Annotated in this window: 14 protein-coding genes; 10 read left to right on the top strand and 4 right to left on the bottom strand. The window is 72.9% G+C overall.

Going from position 1 to position 17,233, the window contains the following annotated elements; genetic code table 11:
* Window positions 1-337: 337 nt before the first annotated feature.
* Together ACGFIZ_RS19950 and ACGFIZ_RS19945 are read left to right on the top strand one after the other, a co-directional pair.
* Complete coding sequence (locus tag ACGFIZ_RS19950; RefSeq protein WP_393421219.1) at window positions 338-1,906, top strand: MFS transporter; 1,569 nt, start codon at window positions 338-340, stop codon at window positions 1,904-1,906.
* A gap of 11 nt (window positions 1,907-1,917) precedes the next feature.
* The gene (locus tag ACGFIZ_RS19945) at window positions 1,918-2,526 is read left to right on the top strand and encodes a TetR/AcrR family transcriptional regulator (protein ID WP_393421217.1); all 609 of its coding nucleotides are present in this window, start codon (window positions 1,918-1,920) and stop codon (window positions 2,524-2,526) included.
* A 19-nt stretch (window positions 2,527-2,545) separates the two neighbouring features.
* Here ACGFIZ_RS19945 and ACGFIZ_RS19940 read toward each other — a convergent pair whose 3' ends face one another.
* Complete coding sequence (locus tag ACGFIZ_RS19940) at window positions 2,546-4,468, bottom strand: helix-turn-helix domain-containing protein (RefSeq protein WP_393421215.1); 1,923 nt, start codon at window positions 4,466-4,468, stop codon at window positions 2,546-2,548.
* A gap of 14 nt (window positions 4,469-4,482) precedes the next feature.
* The gene (locus tag ACGFIZ_RS19935; protein ID WP_347667540.1) at window positions 4,483-5,265 is read right to left on the bottom strand and encodes a 3-hydroxybutyrate dehydrogenase; all 783 of its coding nucleotides are present in this window, start codon (window positions 5,263-5,265) and stop codon (window positions 4,483-4,485) included.
* A 238-nt stretch (window positions 5,266-5,503) separates the two neighbouring features.
* Here ACGFIZ_RS19935 and ruvC point away from each other — a divergent pair, with 238 nt between their 5' ends.
* The 8 genes from ruvC to ACGFIZ_RS19895 all read left to right on the top strand — a co-directional run bounded on the left by ruvC (window position 5,504) and on the right by ACGFIZ_RS19895 (window position 15,194).
* Window positions 5,504-6,031: a crossover junction endodeoxyribonuclease RuvC gene (gene ruvC / locus ACGFIZ_RS19930; protein ID WP_393421213.1), complete on the top strand. Its 528-nt coding sequence runs from the start codon at window positions 5,504-5,506 to the stop codon at window positions 6,029-6,031.
* A complete protein-coding gene (gene ruvA, locus ACGFIZ_RS19925; RefSeq protein WP_393421211.1) occupies window positions 6,028-6,630 on the top strand; it encodes a Holliday junction branch migration protein RuvA in 603 nt (200 codons plus the stop codon). Before ruvC ends, ruvA begins: the two co-directional genes overlap by 4 nt.
* Entirely contained in the window at window positions 6,627-7,709 is a 1,083-nt protein-coding gene (gene ruvB, locus ACGFIZ_RS19920; RefSeq protein ID WP_393421209.1) for a Holliday junction branch migration DNA helicase RuvB, read from the top strand. Before ruvA ends, ruvB begins: the two co-directional genes overlap by 4 nt.
* Window positions 7,710-7,848: 139 nt before the next feature.
* Window positions 7,849-8,196, top strand: coding sequence for a preprotein translocase subunit YajC (gene yajC / locus ACGFIZ_RS19915; RefSeq protein ID WP_393421207.1), 348 nt, complete (start codon window positions 7,849-7,851; stop codon window positions 8,194-8,196).
* 223 nt (window positions 8,197-8,419) lie between these two features.
* Window positions 8,420-10,339: a protein translocase subunit SecD gene (gene secD, locus ACGFIZ_RS19910; protein ID WP_393421205.1), complete on the top strand. Its 1,920-nt coding sequence runs from the start codon at window positions 8,420-8,422 to the stop codon at window positions 10,337-10,339.
* Between the two features lies 1 nt (window position 10,340).
* Window positions 10,341-11,534 (top strand): protein translocase subunit SecF, encoded by a 1,194-nt coding sequence (secF, locus tag ACGFIZ_RS19905; RefSeq protein ID WP_393421203.1) that lies wholly within the window; start codon window positions 10,341-10,343, stop codon window positions 11,532-11,534.
* A gap of 100 nt (window positions 11,535-11,634) precedes the next feature.
* Window positions 11,635-12,201 carry an adenine phosphoribosyltransferase gene (locus ACGFIZ_RS19900; RefSeq protein ID WP_347667534.1) on the top strand — a complete coding sequence of 189 codons (567 nt, stop codon included), beginning with the start codon at window positions 11,635-11,637 and terminating at the stop codon, window positions 12,199-12,201.
* A 512-nt stretch (window positions 12,202-12,713) separates the two neighbouring features.
* Window positions 12,714-15,194, top strand: a complete 2,481-nt coding sequence (locus ACGFIZ_RS19895) for a RelA/SpoT family protein (protein WP_393421202.1) — start codon at window positions 12,714-12,716, stop codon at window positions 15,192-15,194.
* 176 nt (window positions 15,195-15,370) lie between these two features.
* Here the strand turns inward: ACGFIZ_RS19895 and ACGFIZ_RS19890 are convergent, their stop codons facing one another.
* Both ACGFIZ_RS19890 and ACGFIZ_RS19885 read right to left on the bottom strand, forming a co-directional pair.
* On the bottom strand, window positions 15,371-16,204 hold the full coding sequence (locus tag ACGFIZ_RS19890; RefSeq protein WP_393421200.1) for a peptidylprolyl isomerase: 834 nt from the start codon (window positions 16,202-16,204) through the stop codon (window positions 15,371-15,373).
* Window positions 16,205-16,271: 67 nt separating this feature from the next.
* Window positions 16,272-17,153 carry a peptidylprolyl isomerase gene (locus ACGFIZ_RS19885; protein ID WP_393421198.1) on the bottom strand — a complete coding sequence of 294 codons (882 nt, stop codon included), beginning with the start codon at window positions 17,151-17,153 and terminating at the stop codon, window positions 16,272-16,274.
* Between the last annotated feature and the right edge of the window lie 80 nt (window positions 17,154-17,233).

The following is a 17,233-nucleotide window of genomic DNA, read 5'->3' as shown; positions in this document are numbered from 1 at the left end:
ATCACGAACCGGCATCCACCCCCGCCCCGGCCACGACCCCGCCCCGGCCACGACCCCGCCCCGGCCACGAATCCACCCCGACGCCGGCCCCACCCTCACCGCAACCCACCCTCACCGCAACCCACCCTCACCGCAACCCCATCCACCGCGTAGCCAGAAGGCCGAACGCGGGCGAGCCGGCAGGCAAGGCTGCGGCCCGACCGCGGCGCCGGGTGACCTGACGCACAAACGATACGGATCGGTTCCGTATCGAAACGCCTTCACATAGGCTCACCGGCATTACGAGTCTGCCCCGTATCGAATCTACCGCGGCGGGGCGAGCCGGGGGGAGCCGCACATGCAACCGCACGAGAACACCGGACATCCGAGGAGGTGGGCGATCCTGGGGGTGCTGGTGATCAGCCTCCTCGTCGTCGTCCTCGACAACACCATCCTCAACGTCGCCCTGCGTACCCTCGCCGACCCCGTGCACGGTCTCGGCGCCAGCCAGGGCGAACTGGAGTGGTCCATCAACTCGTACACCCTGGTCTTCGCCGGCCTGCTCTTCACCTTCGGCGTCCTCGGCGATCGCGCCGGCCGCCGGCGCTTCCTGCTGATCGGCCTGGTGCTCTTCGGGCTGTCGTCGCTGCTGTCGGCGTACGCCCAGAACCCCGGCCAACTGATCGCGGCCCGCGCGCTGATGGGCGCGGGCGGAGCGGCGATCATGCCGGTGACCCTGTCGATCATCTCCAACGTCTTCGACCCCCGCGAACGTGGCCGGGCGATCGGCATCTGGGCCGGGGCCGTCGGCCTGGCCGTGGCGATCGGCCCGATCCTCGGCGGCGTGCTGCTCGAGCACTACTGGTGGGGCTCGGTCTTCCTGATCAACGTACCCGTGGTCGTGCTGGGCGTGGTCCTGGTCGCCCTCCTGGTGCCCGAGTCCCGCGATCCCGAACCCGGCCGGATCGACCTGCCCGGCGTGCTGCTGTCCGTGGTCGGGCTGGTGGCGCTCACGTACGGCATCATCGACGGCGGCGAGCACGGCTTCGGCCGGCCCCTGGTCTGGGCGTCGACCCTCGGCGGCCTGGCGGTGCTGGCCTGGTTCGTCGCGCACGAGCTGCGCAGCGACCACCCGTCGCTGGACGTCCGGCTGTTCCGGGTGCCCCGCTTCGCCGCGCCCGTGGCGATGGTCGGGCTGGTCTTCTTCGCCGCGATGGGCGTGATGTTCTTCAGCTCGTTCTACCTGCAACTCGTGCGCGGCTACAGCCCGCTGGAGACTGGTCTGCTCTTCCTACCGTTCGCCGCCGCCCAACTGGTCTTCGCCCCGCGCAGCGCGGCAATGGTCCGCCGGTACGGGGGCAGGGCTGTCGCGGTCGTCGGGCTGACCCTGACCGCCGTGACCCTCGGGGCGTTCGCGTTCGTCGACGCAGGCACCCCGATCTGGGTGATCCTGGTGCTCTACCTGCTCCAGGGCGCCGGGATGGCCAACGTCATGCCGCCGGCCACCGAGTCGGTCATGTCGGCGCTGCCCCGGGAGAAGGCGGGTGTCGGCTCGGCCGTCAGCAACACGGTCCGGCAGGTCGCCGGGGCGCTGGGCGTCGCGGTCCTCGGCTCGGTCCTGTCGGCGGTGTACCGGGACGACGTCGCGCCGGCCCTGCGCGGCCTGCCCGCCCAGGCCCACGAGGCCGCCGGCGAGTCGATCTCCGGGGCGTACGCGGTGGCGGGCCAGCTCGGGCCGGCGGCGCCGCACCTCGTCGCGGCGGCCGACCACGCCTTCGTCTCGGCCATGCACTGGGCCGCGGCGCTGTCCGCGGCGGTCGCCGCGCTCGGTGTCGTGGTGGCGCTGCGCTGGCTGCCCGGCCGCGCCGAGCGCCGGCCGTCGGCGTCGCCGGTGGCCGGCGAGCCGGAGTTGGCTGGAACCCCGTAGGTTCGGTGACAATGTCGGGCATGACATCTGCCGCCGACGCTCCGCGGTCGCCCGGGCGACCGCGGAGCGTCCGCGCGGACGAGGCCATCGTGGAGGCCACCCTCGACCTGCTCGCCGACGGCAACACGATCGAGACGCTGACGATCGAGGCGATCGCGGCCCGGGCCGGGGTGGGCAAGAACACCATCTACCGCCGCTGGCCCGGCAAGGACGCGCTGCTGATCGACGCGCTGCGCCGGCTCAAGGGCATCGTGCCGCAGCCGGCCGGCCACTCCGTCCGGGACGACCTCGTGCTGCTGGTCGGTGCGGTCGGTCACCACATCGATCCCCGGGCCGCGAAGATCATGCCGTGCCTCGTGCCCGAGGCGAACCGCAGCCCGGACCACTACCAGCTGTACCAGAACATCATCGAGCCCCGCCGGACGCTGATGCGCGAGGTGCTCCGCCGGGGGGTGCGCAGCGGCGAGCTGCGCGCCGACCTCGACGTCGAGGTGGCGATGGCCATGCTCACCGGCCCGATGCTGATCCAGCGGTTGCTGCGCTGGCAGCCCGACCTGGACGAGGTCCTGCTTCCCGAGCGGATCGTCGACGGCGTGCTGGAGGGCATCCGCGCCCGCTGAGCGCCGGAGCCCGGCCGGCTCAGCCGGAGGGCGTACGCAGGCGGTGCAGGCGCAGCGCCAGCTGCACCTCCAGCGCCCGTTCCGGCTTCTGCCAGTCCGCGCCGAGGAGCTGGCCGACCCGCTCCAGCCGCTGCGTCACCGTGTTGACGTGCACGTGCAGCAGCTCGGCCGCCCGGGCCAGGCTCCCGCCCACCCCGAAGTACGCCTCCAGCGTCCGGACCAGGGCGGTGCCCCGCCGGGCGTCGTAGTCCACCACCGGCCCGACCGTGGCGGCCAGGAACCGGGCCACGTCCCGGTCGCCCCGGTCGTCGCCCACCGCCCCGAGCAGCAGCCCGACGAAGCCCAGCTCGGCCGTGCTCGCCCCCTGCCCGGCCCGGCCCAGCGCACCCAGCGCGGACAGGCAGCGGTCCGCCTCCTGGAAGACGCCCGCCAGCGACGCCGGGCCGGTCGACGGGCCGCTCGCCCCGGCGGTCACCGGCCGCCCCGTGATCCGGGACAGGTCCCGCGACACCGCGCGGGCCGCGGCGCCCGCGTCCCGGCCGGGCAGCATCAGCACCACCCGGCCGTCGCGCGCCGCCGCCAGGCCGCCGCGGGTCGAGGCGTACGTGGTGGCCCAGGACAGCACCCGCTGCCGGGCCGACCCGGTCGCGGCGATCGCGTCGTCGTCGACCGCCACCAGTGCGTGCGGGGCGTCCAGGTCCACCCCGAGCCGGCGGGCCCGGCTGCGCAGCGCGTCGGTGTCCCGCAGCGGCCGGGCGATCAGGTCGTCGAGCAGCTCACCCCGGACCCGCCCCTCGGCCTCGGCGACCGTCCGGCGGAACAGCAGCAGCAGCGCGGTGACCAGGGCCGCCCGTTCCAGGATCCGCTGGTCGGCGTCGACCAGTTCGCCGTCGGGGCGCAGCACCAGCGCGCCCAGGTTCTCCGCGCCGGCCACGACCGCCGCGTACCAGAGCGGGCCGCGGCGGACGCTGCGGCCCTCGGTGCGCGACGCCGCCACCGCCTCGACCAGGTCCGCCCGGTCGGGCTCCTCGATGTCGCCCACCCGGGCCAGCCGCCGGCCCTCCGCGTCGAGCGCCAGCAGCGCCCCGCCGAGCACCTCGGTGACCGCCGCCGCCACGTCCTCCACCCCGCCGCCGCGCAGCACCAGCGCGGTCATCCGGTCGTGCGCCGCCGCCGCCCGCTCCACCGAGCTGCTGTGCGCGCGGATCGTGCTGTTCGCCGCCGACAGCTCCTCCAGCGCCGCCCGGGTCTCGGCCAGCAGCCGGGCCGTGTCGATGGCCACCGCCGCGTGTGCCGCCAGGGAGACCAGCAGCGCCACCTCCTCGCGGGCGAACGGCCGGGCCGAGCGGTTGGCCGCGTACAGCACCCCGATCGACGTGGAGCCGAGCCGCAGCGGCACCCCGAGGATCGCCACGAGGCCCTCCTCGCCCACCCCCGCGTCGATCTCCCCGGTGTGGTGGAAGCGGTCGTCCTCGGGATAGTTCGCGGTGACGTACGGGGTGCCGGACTGCGCCACGAGGCCGCCCAGGCCGGCGCCCATCGGCAGCCGCAGCCGCTGGAACCGGGCCGAGATCGACCCGTCGGTGACCCGCATGTACGTGTCGCCGTGCTCCTCGTCGTTCAGCGTCATGTACGCCACGTCGGTGCCGAGCAGGTGGCGGGCCCGGTGCACGATCGCCCGCAGCACGTCGTCCAGGTCGCGCAGGCCGGCCAGGTCGCTCGCCGTGTCGTACAGGCCGGACAGCTCGATCTCCCGGCGGCGCCGGCGCTCCAGCAGCGCGCGGACCCGCAGCGCCACCACCTTGGCCTGCTCCAGCTCGGCCAGTCGGTCGGCGGGCAGGCCGGCGGCCCGGGCGGCGACCAGCGGCCCCTCGAACTCGACCGCGGCCGCCTCCCGGGCGAGCAGTTCCAGGAACTCCACCGGCGACGACATGACCGACATTGTGCGGGGTGCCACTAGTTCGCCGTCCAGCCCCCGTCGAGGGCGATCGAGGCGCCGGTGATGAAGGAGGCCGGCGGGGAGCACAGGTAGGCGACCAACTCCGCGACCTCCTCGGGCTCGATCAGCCGCTTGATCGCGGCCCGGGCCAGCATGATCTTCTCCACCACCTCGGACTCCGGGATGCCGTGGGTGGCCGCCTGGTCGGCGATCTGGCTCTCCACCAGCGCCGTGCGCACGTACGCCGGGTTGATGCAGTTGGCCGTCACCCCGTGCGCCGCGCCCTCCAGCGCCACCACCTTCGACAGCCCCTCCAGCGCGTGCTTCGCCGAGACGTACGCCGACTTGTACGCGGAGGCACGCAGCCCGTGCACCGAGGAGATGTTGACGATGCGGCCCCAGCCCCGGGCGTACATGTGCGGCAGGGCACGCCGGACGAGCAGGAACGGGGCCTCCACCATCACCCGGTGGATGTAGGCGAAGCGGTCGGCCGGGAAGTCCTGCACCGGCGCGACGTGTTGCAGTCCGGCGTTGTTGACCACGATGTCCACGGCGGCGTCGAGCCGGTCGATCGCCGCCGCGTCGGCCAGGTCGACCCCCTCGGCCCGCCCGCCGGCCTCGGCCGCGACCTCCTTGGCCGCCTCGACGTTGCGGTCGACCACCAGCACGGACGCGCCGGCCGCGGCCAGCCGCAGGGCGCAGGCCCGGCCGATGCCGCTGCCACCGCCGGTGACGAGGGCGGTGCGACCGGCCAGGTCGACCTGTACGACGTGGGGGACCGCCACTGGTTCTGCCGTCATGGCGCAAGAAGTTACGAGTTGTGTGGCCCACCGCACATGGGTCGGCGACACATACTCGACGGCCACCTTATGTGGCGGCTGCGTCCCGGCCCGGAACGGCGATCCCGCGGTGAGCGCGATCCGGGTCGATGCGCGGCAAGGAACCGGCGTCCCTCCGGTGTGTCCCCGGCGCCGGGTGTCCGGGGGGACCAGTAGGGTGTCGAACACACGTACTGCTGGCGGTCGGGGAGGAGGCGGCGTGCGCGTGCTCGGCGTCGACCCGGGGCTGACCCGGTGCGGGGTCGGCGTCGTCGAGGGCGTGCCGGGCCGGCCCTGCACCCTGGTCGCCTACTACGTCGTCCACACCGATCCGGAGGACGAGCTGCCCACGCGCCTGCTGCACCTGGACACCTCGCTCACCCGGCTGGTGGCCGAGCACCGCCCCGACAGCGTCGCCGTCGAGCGGGTCTTCAGCCAGCACAACGTGCGTACCGTCATGGGCACCGCCCAGGCCAGCGGCGTCGCCGTGCTGGCCGGCGCCCGGGCCGGGCTGCCCGTGCAGACGTACACCCCGAGCGAGGTCAAGGCCGCCGTCACCGGCTCCGGTCAGGCGGACAAGGCGCAGATGACGGCCATGGTCACCCGCCTGCTGCGGCTGCCCGAGCCGCCGCGGCCGGCCGACGCCGCCGACGCCCTCGCCCTGGCCATCTGCCACATCTGGCGCGGCGGGACGCGCTCGAAGCTGGCGGCGGCGGCCGACCGGGCCCGACGAGGAGGAATTCGATGATCGCCAGTGTGCGCGGCACGGTCACCGCGACCGGTCCCGATCACGCGGTGGTGGAGGTCGGCGGGATCGGCCTGGCCGTGCAGTGCGCGCCCGCCACCCTCGCCGAGCTGCGGGTCGGCCAGCCGGCCCGGCTCGCGACCAGCCTCGTGGTCCGGGAGGACTCGCTCACCCTGTACGGCTTCGCCGACGACGACGCCAAGCAGCTGTTCGAGCTGCTCCAGACAGCCAGCGGGGTGGGCCCCCGGCTGGCCCAGGCCGTGCTCGCCGTGCACACCCCGGACGCGGTGCGCAAGGCGATCGCCAACGCCGACACCGCCGCGCTGACCCGGGTGCCGGGCATCGGCAAGAAGGGTGCCGAGCGCCTCGTCCTGGAGCTGCGTGACCGGATCGGACCGGTGCCGGTCGGGCCGGACGGCGCGGCCGGGGTCACCGCGGGTGCCTGGCCCGACCAGGTCCGCCAGGCCCTCGTCGGGCTCGGCTGGACGGCCGGCCAGGCCGACCAGGCCGTGGCCGCCGTCGCCGAGACGGTCGAGGGCCCGCCCCCGCCCGTGCCGGTCCTGCTCAAGCAGGCCATCCGCCTCCTCGGCCGGGCCCGATGACGGGGGAGGACGGCAATCTCGTCTCGGCGTACGTCAACGACGCCGAGCTGGACGCGGAGGCCAGCGTCCGGCCGAAGCGGCTGGAGGAGTTCATCGCCCAGCACCGGGTCCGCGACCAGCTCGACCTGCTGCTCCAGGGCGCGATGCGGCGCGGCTCCCCGCCGGACCACATCCTCCTGTCCGGGCCACCCGGCCTCGGGAAGACGACGTTGGCCAACATCGTGGCCGCCGAGCTGGGCGCGGGCATCCGGGTGACCAGCGGCCCGGCGATCGAGCGCTCCGGCGACCTGGCCGCCATCCTGACCAGCCTCGCCGAGGGTGACGTGCTGTTCATCGACGAGATCCACCGCATCGCCAAGCCGGCGGAGGAGCTGCTGTACAGCGCGATGGAGGACTTCCGGGTCGACGTGATCGTCGGCAAGGGTCCGGGCGCCACCGCGATCCCGCTGGACGTCGAGCCGTTCACCCTGGTCGGCGCGACCACCCGGTCCGGGCTGCTGACCGGGCCGATGCGCGACCGCTTCGGCTTCGTCGCGCACCTGGACTTCTACTCCCCGGCCGACCTGGAGACGCTGCTGCGCCGCTCGGCGCGCATCCTCGGGGTGCCGATCACCGACGACGGCGCCGCGGAGATCGCCGGCCGCTCCCGGGGCACCCCCCGGATCGCCAACCGGCTGCTGCGCCGGGTCCGCGACTTCGCCGAGGTCCGGGCCGACGGCGTGGTCACCGTGGAGACCGCCCGGGCGGCCCTGACCGTGTACGACGTGGACGCGCTCGGTCTGGACCGGCTCGACCGGGCGGTGCTCACGGCCCTGGTGGACTCGTTCCGGGGCGGACCGGTGGGCCTGTCCACCCTGGCGGTGGCGGTGGGGGAGCAGCCGGACACGGTCGAGGAGGTGTGCGAGCCGTTCCTGGTGCGGGCCGGGCTGCTCGCGCGTACGCCCCGGGGGCGGGTGGCCACCGAGGCCGCCTGGCACCATCTTGGGCGTACGCCACCGAATGGTACATTTGGCGCGGGCGCCCCTCCTGTGCCCGACCTGTTCTCCACCGCGCCCGAGGCTGCCGCAGATCAGCCGTGACCCGAACGTGATCTGTGCCGCATTCGGCGTTCCCAGGTGCAGGGACTAGACTCGCCGCGGTCTGTACAGGACGTGAGAATCCGCCTCCGCTCCGGCGCGACTCGTGCCGGACCGAAGGCCAGTGGGAAGGTCAGCAACCGTGCTCTACGCAGCAGCGGGCGGCGGGGGAGGCGGCAGCCTCATGCCGCTCCTCATGATCGCCCTGCTCTTCGGCGTCATGTACTTCATGATGATTCGCCCCCAGCAGCGGCGCCGCCGCGAGGCGGCGCAGATGCAGTCCGCCCTCGCCCCCGGCGACGAGGTGGTCACCATCGGCGGCCTCTACGGCACGGTCACCGCCGTCGACGACGAAACGGTCCTGCTCGAGGTCGCTCCCGGCGTGCAGACCCGGTACGCCCGCCCGGCCATCGCCCGGGTGGTCAGCCAGGCCGAGCGGGTCGAGTCGACCGAGCCGGCTGCGGAAGAGGCCGAGACCGTCAAGGAGTGACCTCCGTTGCCCGACGGGGCAGCGGAGGCGCCGCTAAAACTGGATAGTTGGGTCGACACTCGACGCCGGCGCACGACGACCCCCGGCCGGCGCCACCGCGCCAGTCGGGGCAGCCCTGTCGGCATCGAGCTGTCGGCCGGTACACACACGTGGCCGGGATCCCCGGCCCGACAACCGTCGCCGCCGCGCCCGCGGCGCGACCGTACAGGGAGACAGGACAGCCGTGGCACCACCTCAGGGACAGATGCGGCCCGGGCGGCAGCTCGCCGTGCTCGGGCTCATCTTCGTCGTCCTCTATCTTTTGGTCTTCTTCGCGGGCGGCGCCAAGGGTGGCTGGAAGGACCGGCTCGAGCCGCGGCTCGGCCTGGACCTGATCGGCGGCACCCGGCTGACGCTGGAGGCGACGAACAGCATCGACGGCCGGCCCCCGACGAGGGAGAACCTGGAGGAGGCCCGCCGGATCATCGAGAACCGGGTCAACGCCTTCGGCGTGGCCGAGGCCGAGGTGGTCACCGAGGGCAACCGCAACATCGTCATCTCCCTGCCGGGCGAGAACCGGGACATCCAGGACGTCGGCAGCGCGGCCGAGCTGCGCTTCCGCAAGGTGCTCAAGGCCGCCGACGGCAGCGGACAGGTGACCGCCCCGGCCGCCACGCCCACGCCGGCCCCGTCCGGCAGCGCGTCCCCCGCCCCGTCGGGCAGCGCCACCCCGAAGCCGTCGGGCAGCGCCGCGCCCTCGGCGAAGGCGACCGCGTCGCCGAGCGCCGGCGGCCAGGGCGGCATGGCTCCCGCCCCGAGCGCGACCCCGCCGGCGTCCGCCCCGGCCTCGCCGAGCGCCGCCGCGGCGTCGCCGAGTGCCAGCGCCGAGCCGGTGCCGCAGGGCGTCGAGGAGCAGCGCAAGGCCGTCGAGCAGAAGGTCGGCGCGGCCGCGTGGCAGGCGGCCAGCGCGCTGCAGGGCCCGGCCGACCTGACCACCGACCCGTCGCTGGCGGAGAGGCTCAAGCCGTTCGGCGTGCTCACCCCGCGCGAGGTCGCGGTGCTGTCGCCGGAGATGCAGTTCAACGTCCCCACCATCGGCTGCGAGCAGCTCGACAACCGGCCGGCGGCGTCGATCAAGGACGAGAACCAGAAGGCGGTCGCCTGCGAGGACGGCGCCAGCAAGTACCTGCTCGACGTGGCCAAGGTGCTCGGCACCGACGTGGACGACGCCAACGCGGTGATCGACCAGACCAGCTCCTGGGTGGTCAGCCTGAACTTCACGGGCGACGGCCAGAAGAAGTGGACCGAGCTGACCCGCGAGGCGTTCAACAACACCGGCCAGGCCTGCGACCAGACCGCGCTGGGCCAGGACGGCAAGTGCCGGGTCGCCGTCGTGCTCGACAACAAGGTGGTCTCCTCGCCGGAGATCCAGGGCGTGCTGACCGGCGACTCGCAGATCACCGGCAACTTCGACAACAAGACGGCCAACACCCTGGCGGGCCAGCTGCGCTACGGCGCGCTGCCGGTCACGTTCGAGCCGCAGGAGCAGCAGAACGTCACCGCCACCCTCGGGGCGAGCCACCTGCGGGCCGGCCTGCTCGCCGCCGGCATCGGCATGCTGCTGGTCATCATCTACTCGTTCTTCTACTACCGGCTGCTCGGCTCGGTGATCTTCCTGAGCCTGGTGCTGTCGGCGCTGCTGGTCTTCGGCGCGCTCGTGGTGCTCGGCCGGCAGATCGGCTTCACCCTCACCCTCGCCGGCATCGCCGGCATGATCGTCTCACTCGGTGTGGCGGCGGACTCGTTCGTCATCTACTTCGAGCGGCTCAAGGACGAGATCCGCGAGGGCCGCAGTCCGCGTAGCGCGGTGCCGCGCGCCTGGGTCCGGGCCCGCCGCACGATCATCTCGGCGAACGCGATCACGATCATGTCGGCGGTGGTGCTCTACGTCGTCTCGGTCGGCGCGGTGAAGGGCTTCGCCTTCGCCCTCGGCCTCGCCACGATTCTCGACCTGGTCGTGGTCTTCCTCTTCCGTCACCCGATCATGACGATGTTCGCCCGGACCCGGGCGTTCCTGTCTCCGCGGGTCAGCGGTCTCGGCCGGATCCTCCCGCCCACGCGGACCGAGCAGGCCACCCGCACCTCGCGCGTCAAGGAGGCCTGAGATGGCTGCTGCTAAGAGTGGGCTGGCGAGCCGCCTCTACCGGGGCGAGGCGGGCCTCGACGTCGTGGGCCGGCGCAAGCTGTGGTTCAGCGTCGCCGGCGCGCTGATCCTGATCGCCGTGCTCAGCTTCGCCCTGCGCGGGTTCAGCCTGGGCATCGAGTTCGCCGGCGGCAACTCGTTCCAGGTGCCGGCCAGCGTCGGCACGATGGAGCAGACCGAGCTGAAGGTCGGCGACGCGCTGGCCAAGGCCGGCGGCGGCGCCAAGGTGGTCACCGCGCAGCGGGTCGGCGGCCCGGGTGGCGACTCGTACGAGCTGCGCACCTCGCAGCTCAGCGCCGAGCAGGCCAACGCGGTGAAGGCCGAGATCGCCCGCGAGTTCGGGATCGACCAGGCTCAGATCAGCGGCAACCAGGTGAGCGAGGCGTGGGGCAGCCAGGTCACCTCCCGGGCGCTGCTCGGTCTGGTGATCTTCATCGCGCTGGTGATGGTCTACCTGGTCCTGCGGTTCGAGTGGCGGATGGCCGTGGCCGCGGTCTCCTCGCTGTTCATGAACCTGGTCCTGACCGCCGGCATCTACTCGCTGGTCGGTTTCGAGGTCACCCCGTCGACGATCATCGGCTTCCTCACGATCCTGGGCTTCGCGCTCTACGACGTGGTGGTCGTCTTCGACAAGGTCCAGGAGAACACCCGGGGCATCACCGCGAACAACAACCAGACGTACGGCGACGCGGCCAACCTGGCGATCAACCAGAGCCTGATGCGGTCGCTGAACACGTCGGTGGTCGCACTGCTCCCGGTGGGCGGCCTGCTCTTCATCGGCGCCGGCCTGCTGGGCGCCGGCACCCTGAAGGACCTCGGCCTGGTGCTCTTCGTCGGTATGGCCGTCGCGTTCCTGACGTCCATCCTGTTGGCCACCCCGCTGCTGGTGCTCCTGAAGAACTACGAGCCGCGGATCCAGGCGCACAACAGGCGGGTGCTGGCCCGCAAGGCCGCCCTGGCCTCGGGCGAGGCCGCCGGGAAGGCCGGCTCGCGGGCCGAGGCCGCCGACGCGCCGATCGACCCGGAGGCGGCGGCCCTGGCCGGGGCCGCGCCGAAGGTGGGCGCCCGGCCGGCCGGCAAGCGCCAGGGCGGCGCGCGGGGCGGTCGCCCCGCCGGTGGCGGCGGCAACCGTCCGGGCGGCGCCAAGCGGCGCTGACCGGAGCGGGCACCCGGTAGCAAACGGTGCGACGGCGTCCTTCATGCTGTGCGAGCGGCGTGGAGGACGCCGTCGTCGTTGGAAGGGAGACGGGACCGCCGTGACGGAGACGCACAGCACCGCAGTACGGGGAGACAGCGGCCCGCAGGTCGCCGAACTGGTCGCCAGCCGGGTGCTGGACGTGCCGGACTTCCCCAAGCCCGGCGTCATGTTCAAGGACCTCATGCCCCTCTTCGCCGACGGTGACGTGTTCCGTGAGGTGATCGACGGGATCGTGGCGTACCACGGGCGGGACTCGTTCGACGCGGTCGTCGGGATCGAGGCCCGGGGCTTCGTGATCGCGGCGGCCGTCGCGTACGCCGTCGGGGTCGGCGTGGTCCCCGTGCGCAAGGCCGGCAAGCTGCCCCGCCCCGCGTACTCCGCCTCCTACGCCCTGGAGTACGGCGAGGCGACGCTGGAGGTGCACCAGGACGCCTTCACCGCCGGTCACCGCGTGCTGGTGGTCGACGACGTGCTGGCCACCGGCGGTACCGCCGAGGCGACGCTCGACCTGGTGGAGCGGGCCGGCGGCACGGTCGCCGGCTTCACCGTGCTGCTGGAACTGGGCTTCCTCAAGGGGCGGGAGCGGTTGGCCCCGCGGCCGGTGCACGCCCTGCTCAGCGTCTGACACCCGCCCTTCGGACGTCGGTTGGGGGCCGCTGCGCCGGCGGGCTTGCTTGTCGCGGTCGGGGTGGGGCCCGCCGTGACCGGCTTGCTTGTCGCGGTCGGGGTGGGGCCCGCCGTGACCGGCTTGCTTGTCGCGGTCGGGGTGGGGCCCGCCGTGACCGGCTCCGGGCGGGAGGCTTCATCCCTGCGCCGGTCACGGCGGGCCCCACCCTCGTCGTGCGCCGGCGCTGACCGGATGTGCGGGGTCGCGCGTCGGGCAAATCCGGGGTACGCGTCCGGTTGCACGAATCCTGCGAGCGTCCCTAGCGGGGTTGTGTCTGGTCCATGCCCTGGTGACCGATTGGCTGGGGACGGCCGTCGGAAGGACCCCGACCGGTCCGTCCGGCGGAGCGGCGGGGCACCGTGCGTGCGGGTAGCATTGCCCTTTGCTGACCCGGGCGGGTGACCGTCCGGGTGGCGGAAGACCAGGCCGGCCGAGACGGCCGGCGTACCCGGCGAGCGGTGAGGAGGCCGGTGTCCCACGATGTCGTCCCTCCGGTGGAGGGCACGGTGCACCCGACAGGCGACGCTGACGGTTCGGTGACCGACCGGGACGCTGACGCCCGGGGCGCGGCCCCGGGGAACGGCGCGGGGCCCGCCCACGCCGACGGCGGCACGCCGGGCGTCGGTGTCGTGGCGCCGTTCCCGTCCGAGGCCGCAGCGAACGAGCCGATGCCGAGCGCGGGCTTCGCCCTCTCCAGCGCGCCGACGGGGCGGCGGGTGCGCGCCCGCCTGGCCCGGTTCAACGCGCCCTGGCAGACCTCCCAGGTCAGCGAGGTGCTGGAGCCGCTGATCTCCAGCCACCGGGAGAACCACCCCAAGGCGGACGCGCGGCTGGTCCAGCGGGCGTTCGACACCGCGGCCCGCTGGCACTCCGGCCAGTACCGCAAGTCCGGCGACCCGTACATCACGCACCCGCTCGCGGTGGCCACCATCCTGGCCAACCTGGGGATGGACACGACCACCCTGGTCGCCGCGCTGCTGCACGACACGATCGAGGACACCGAGTACACCCTCGACCAGATGCGGGCGGACTTCGGCGGCGAGGTGGCGCTGCTCGTCGACGGGGTGACCAAGCTCGACAAGGTCAAGCTCGGCGACGCGGCCAAGGCGGAGACGATCCGCAAGATGGTCGTGGCGATGGCCAAGGACCCGCGCGTCCTGGTGATCAAGCTGGCCGACCGGCTGCACAACATGCGTACGCTGACCTTCCTGCCCCGCCCGAAGCAGGAGCAGAAGGCGAAGGAGACGCTGGAGATCCTCGCCCCGCTGGCGCACCGGCTGGGCATGAACACGATCAAGTGGGAGCTGGAGGACCTGGCCTTCGGGACGCTGTTCCCGAAGCGGTACGAGGAGATCAACCGCCTGATCGGGGAGCACCAGCCGCAGCGGGAGGCGCTGCTGCGTCAGGTCACCCAGAAGGTGGGGACGGACCTCAGGGCCGCGAAGATCAAGGCGGAGGTCACCGGCCGGCCGAAGCACCTGTACTCGATCTACCAGAAGATGATCGTGCGGGGCCGGGACTTCAACGACATCTACGACCTGGTCGGGGTGCGGATCCTGGTCGACACGGTGCGGGACTGCTACGCGGCGCTGGGCGTGATCCACGCGAACTGGCAGCCGGTGCCGGGCCGGTTCAAGGACTACATCGCGATGCCCAAGTTCAACATGTACCAGTCGTTGCACACGACGGTCATCGGGCCCACCGGCAAGCCGGTGGAGATGCAGATCCGCACGTACGCGATGCACCGCACCGCCGAGTTCGGCATCGCCGCGCACTGGAAGTACAAGGAGCACAAGGGCACCCAGATCGTCGGCCCGCCGGCGCACATCGACGAGATGACCTGGCTGCGGCAGCTGCTGGACTGGCAGCGGGAGGCGGCGGACCCGAGCGAGTTCCTCGACGCGCTGCGCTTCGACCTGTCCAGCCAGGAGGTGTACGTCTTCACGCCCAAGGGCGACGTCATCCCGCTGCCGACCGGGTCGACGCCGGTGGACTTCGCGTACGCGGTGCACACCGAGGTCGGGCACAAGTGCATCGGGGCGCGGGTCAACGGCAAGCTGGTGCCCCTGGAGTCGACGCTGTCCAACGGCGACGTGATCGAGATCTTCACGTCGAAGTCCGACACGGCGGGGCCGACGCAGGACTGGCTGGGCTTCGTCAAGAGCCCGCGGGCGCGCACGAAGATCCGTCAGTACTTCAACAAGGAGCGGCGCGAGGAGGCGATCGAGGCCGGCAAGGACGCGATCGTCAAGGCGATGCGCAAGCAGGGCATGCCGTTGCAGCGGATGCTCACCCCGGACGCGCTGATGGCGATCGCCCGGGACCTGCACCTGGCCGACGTGGCGTCGCTGTACGCGGCGGTCGGCGACAGCCAGGTCTCGGCCCAGTCGGTGGTGCAGAAGCTGATGGCCTCGTACGGCGGCGAGGAGGGCGCGGCGGAGGACATCGCCGAGACCGCCGTCGCCACCCGGCCGCCGCGCAGCCGCGCCAGCAGCCACGACCCGGGTGTGGTGGTGCGCGGGGTCAGCGACGTCTGGATCAAGCTGGCCCGCTGCTGCACCCCGGTCCCGCCCGACGCCGTGTTCGGCTTCGTCACCCGCTCCGGCGGGGTGAGCGTGCACCGCGACGACTGCGCCAACGCCGAGGACCTCAAGGCGCAGGCCGAGCGGGTGGTCGAGGTGAGTTGGAAGCTCACCTCCGCCTCCACGTTCCTGGTGGCGATCCAGGTCGAGGCCCTCGACCGGCACAAGCTGCTGGCCGACGTGACCCGGGTGCTCTCCGACGAGCGCGTCAACATCCTCTCCGCGACCGTCACCACCACCCGGGACCGGGTGGCGGTGAGCCGGTTCAGCTTCGAGATGGCCGACCCGAAGCACCTGGGCCACCTGCTGGCCGCGGTGCGTAAGGTCGACGGCGTCTTCGACGCGTACCGGGTCACGTCGGGGGCCTGACGGCCGCCAGATCGCCGACACGGCGGTGTCCCGCCACGCCGGATACCGCAACATCGCCGACATGGCGGTGTCCTGCCCGCCGGATACCGCCATGTCGGCGGAGGGGGCCGAACCTGCCCGGACGCGAAGGCGCCCGCCGGCCCCAGGCCGGCGGGCGCCTTCGCGCGGGGCGGGCGTCAGCCCTGCGGCTCGCTCATCGTCAGCTTGTTGATGACGATCTCCTTCTTCGGGTGACCGCCGCCGGCCTGCTGGGCGTACGCCTTGTCGTCGCCGGCGTTGGCGACGTCCTTGACGATGTCCATCCCGCTGGTGATCGTCCCCAGGACGGTGTAGTCCGGGTCCAGCGGCGAGTCGCCGAAGACGATGAAGAACTGGCTGCCCGTGCTGCCCGGCTGCTGCGATTTGGCCATCGCGATGACCCCCTCCGGGTACGGGGGGCGCTTGTCGGTGGGCAGGTTCTCCTCGGCCATCTTGTAGCTGGGCCCGCCGGTGCCGTCGGTCTCCCGCCAGCCCTTGCCCGTCGCGCTCGGGTCACCGCACTGGAGCACCTTGATGCCCTCGGTCACCAGGCGGTGGCACTTGCTGCTGTCGAAGAAGTTCTTGCTGGCCAGGTGGGTGAAGCTGCCCGCGGTGCACGGCACGAGGGACCGGTCGACCTTGGCGGTGATGGCACCCAGGTTGGTCTCCAACGTCAGGGTCTGGATCCCGCTGTTCGCCTGCTGCGCCTGCGGCAGCCCGACGTCCTTGATCTCCTTGGTGCGCTGGTCCTTCGGGATCTCGGTCCAGGCGCACTGGACGAAGCCGGCCGCGGCGGTGTCCTGCTTCTTGTCGTCGCCGCCGATGCTGGTGGCCAGCCACACGGTGCCGGCGACCACGAGCAGCAGGGCCGCCGCGGCCCCGACGATGGCCTGCGTCTGCCGGCGCCTGCGGGCGCTGGCCGCCCGCTCGGCCATCTCCCGCTCGAGCCGGGCGCGCGCCGCCGCGCGCTGCCGCTCTCTCGTCGACGTCACGGTCAATCCTCCTGGACTGTCTCGGGCGCGGCCGGATGCCGCAGGTGTGGATCTCGGGTGGAGCCGGTCAGCCCGCGCTGGGGCTGGCCGACGGCGGGCCGGACGCCGGCGTGGTCGCCGCGGCCGTCGTCGGCTCACCGACGGTGAGGCTCTGGATCACCACGTCGGTCTTCGGCTTGACCTTGGCTCCACTCCCATTGTCCACGGTCGGCAGGGCGCCGATCTTCGTGATCACGTCGAGCCCGCCGGTGACCTTGCCGATCACCGGGTAGGCCGGCTTGGCGGGGCTGTAGTCCTTGAAGAAGACGAGGAACTGGCTGCCGTTGGCGCCCGGCGGGTTCGCCATCATCGCGACCGTGCCCTTCGGGTACGCCGGGGGCTGGTCGGGGGCGGGGCTGGCCGAGGGGCTCGCCTCGGGCTGCACGGGGACGTTCTCGTCGTAGAACGAGTAGGTCGGCCCGCCCAGGCCGGTGCCGCCGGGGTCGCCGCAGCGCAGCGCGCCCTCGGCGGTGATCTCGTGGCACTTGGTGTTGTCGAAGAACGAGCGGCTGGCCAGGTGGGCCATGCTCGCGCCGGCGCAGGGGGCCGAGGCGAGGTCGAGCTCGACCGTGACCGGGCCGCCCTGGTTGGTGGTGATGGTCATCGGCCGGGTGCCGGCGGTCGGCAGGCCCTTGGTGGCGGGCGTGCCGACGTCCTTGAGGCTGGTGTTCGCGGTGGCGTCCTGCGGGGTCCAGAGGCAGACGTCCTCGGCGGCTGTGTTCTCCTTCGGGTCCTCGTCGAACGCGCCCAGCGCCCACGCCGAGCCGACCACGACCAGCGCGAGCACCACGGCCGCGCCGACGCCGGCCTGGATCCGCCGACGCCGCCTGGCCCGGGCGGCCCGTCGGGCCAGCTGCCGGTCGAGCTTGGCGCGCGCCAGTTTGCGCTGCCGGTCCCTGCTGGAAGCCACCCGTGCTCCCCTTCCTCTACCCTGATGGTCACCGGCGCCAGGTCTCTCGCCCCGTCGGGCGGCTCGTGCGCCACGCCACA

This window comes from Micromonospora sp. NPDC048830, from assembly GCF_043198215.1.
In the GTDB taxonomy this organism is placed as follows: domain Bacteria; phylum Actinomycetota; class Actinomycetes; order Mycobacteriales; family Micromonosporaceae; genus Micromonospora.
This window is presented reverse-complemented; position numbering and strand designations above follow the sequence as displayed.

What these genes read in the sequence shown, in the direction of transcription:
- ACGFIZ_RS19940 (WP_393421215.1), bottom strand. Translation starts at nt 4,468, where the DNA reads ATGTCGGTCATGTCGTCGCCGGTGGAGTTCCTGGAACTGCTCGCCCGG.
- ACGFIZ_RS19935 (WP_347667540.1), bottom strand. Translation starts at nt 5,265, where the DNA reads ATGACGGCAGAACCAGTGGCGGTCCCCCACGTCGTACAGGTCGACCTG.
- ruvA (WP_393421211.1), top strand. Translation starts at nt 6,028, where the DNA reads ATGATCGCCAGTGTGCGCGGCACGGTCACCGCGACCGGTCCCGATCAC.
- ACGFIZ_RS19945 (WP_393421217.1), top strand. Translation starts at nt 1,918, where the DNA reads ATGTCGGGCATGACATCTGCCGCCGACGCTCCGCGGTCGCCCGGGCGA.
- ruvB (WP_393421209.1), top strand. Translation starts at nt 6,627, where the DNA reads ATGACGGGGGAGGACGGCAATCTCGTCTCGGCGTACGTCAACGACGCC.
- secF (WP_393421203.1), top strand. Translation starts at nt 10,341, where the DNA reads ATGGCTGCTGCTAAGAGTGGGCTGGCGAGCCGCCTCTACCGGGGCGAG.
- ACGFIZ_RS19950 (WP_393421219.1), top strand. Translation starts at nt 338, where the DNA reads ATGCAACCGCACGAGAACACCGGACATCCGAGGAGGTGGGCGATCCTG.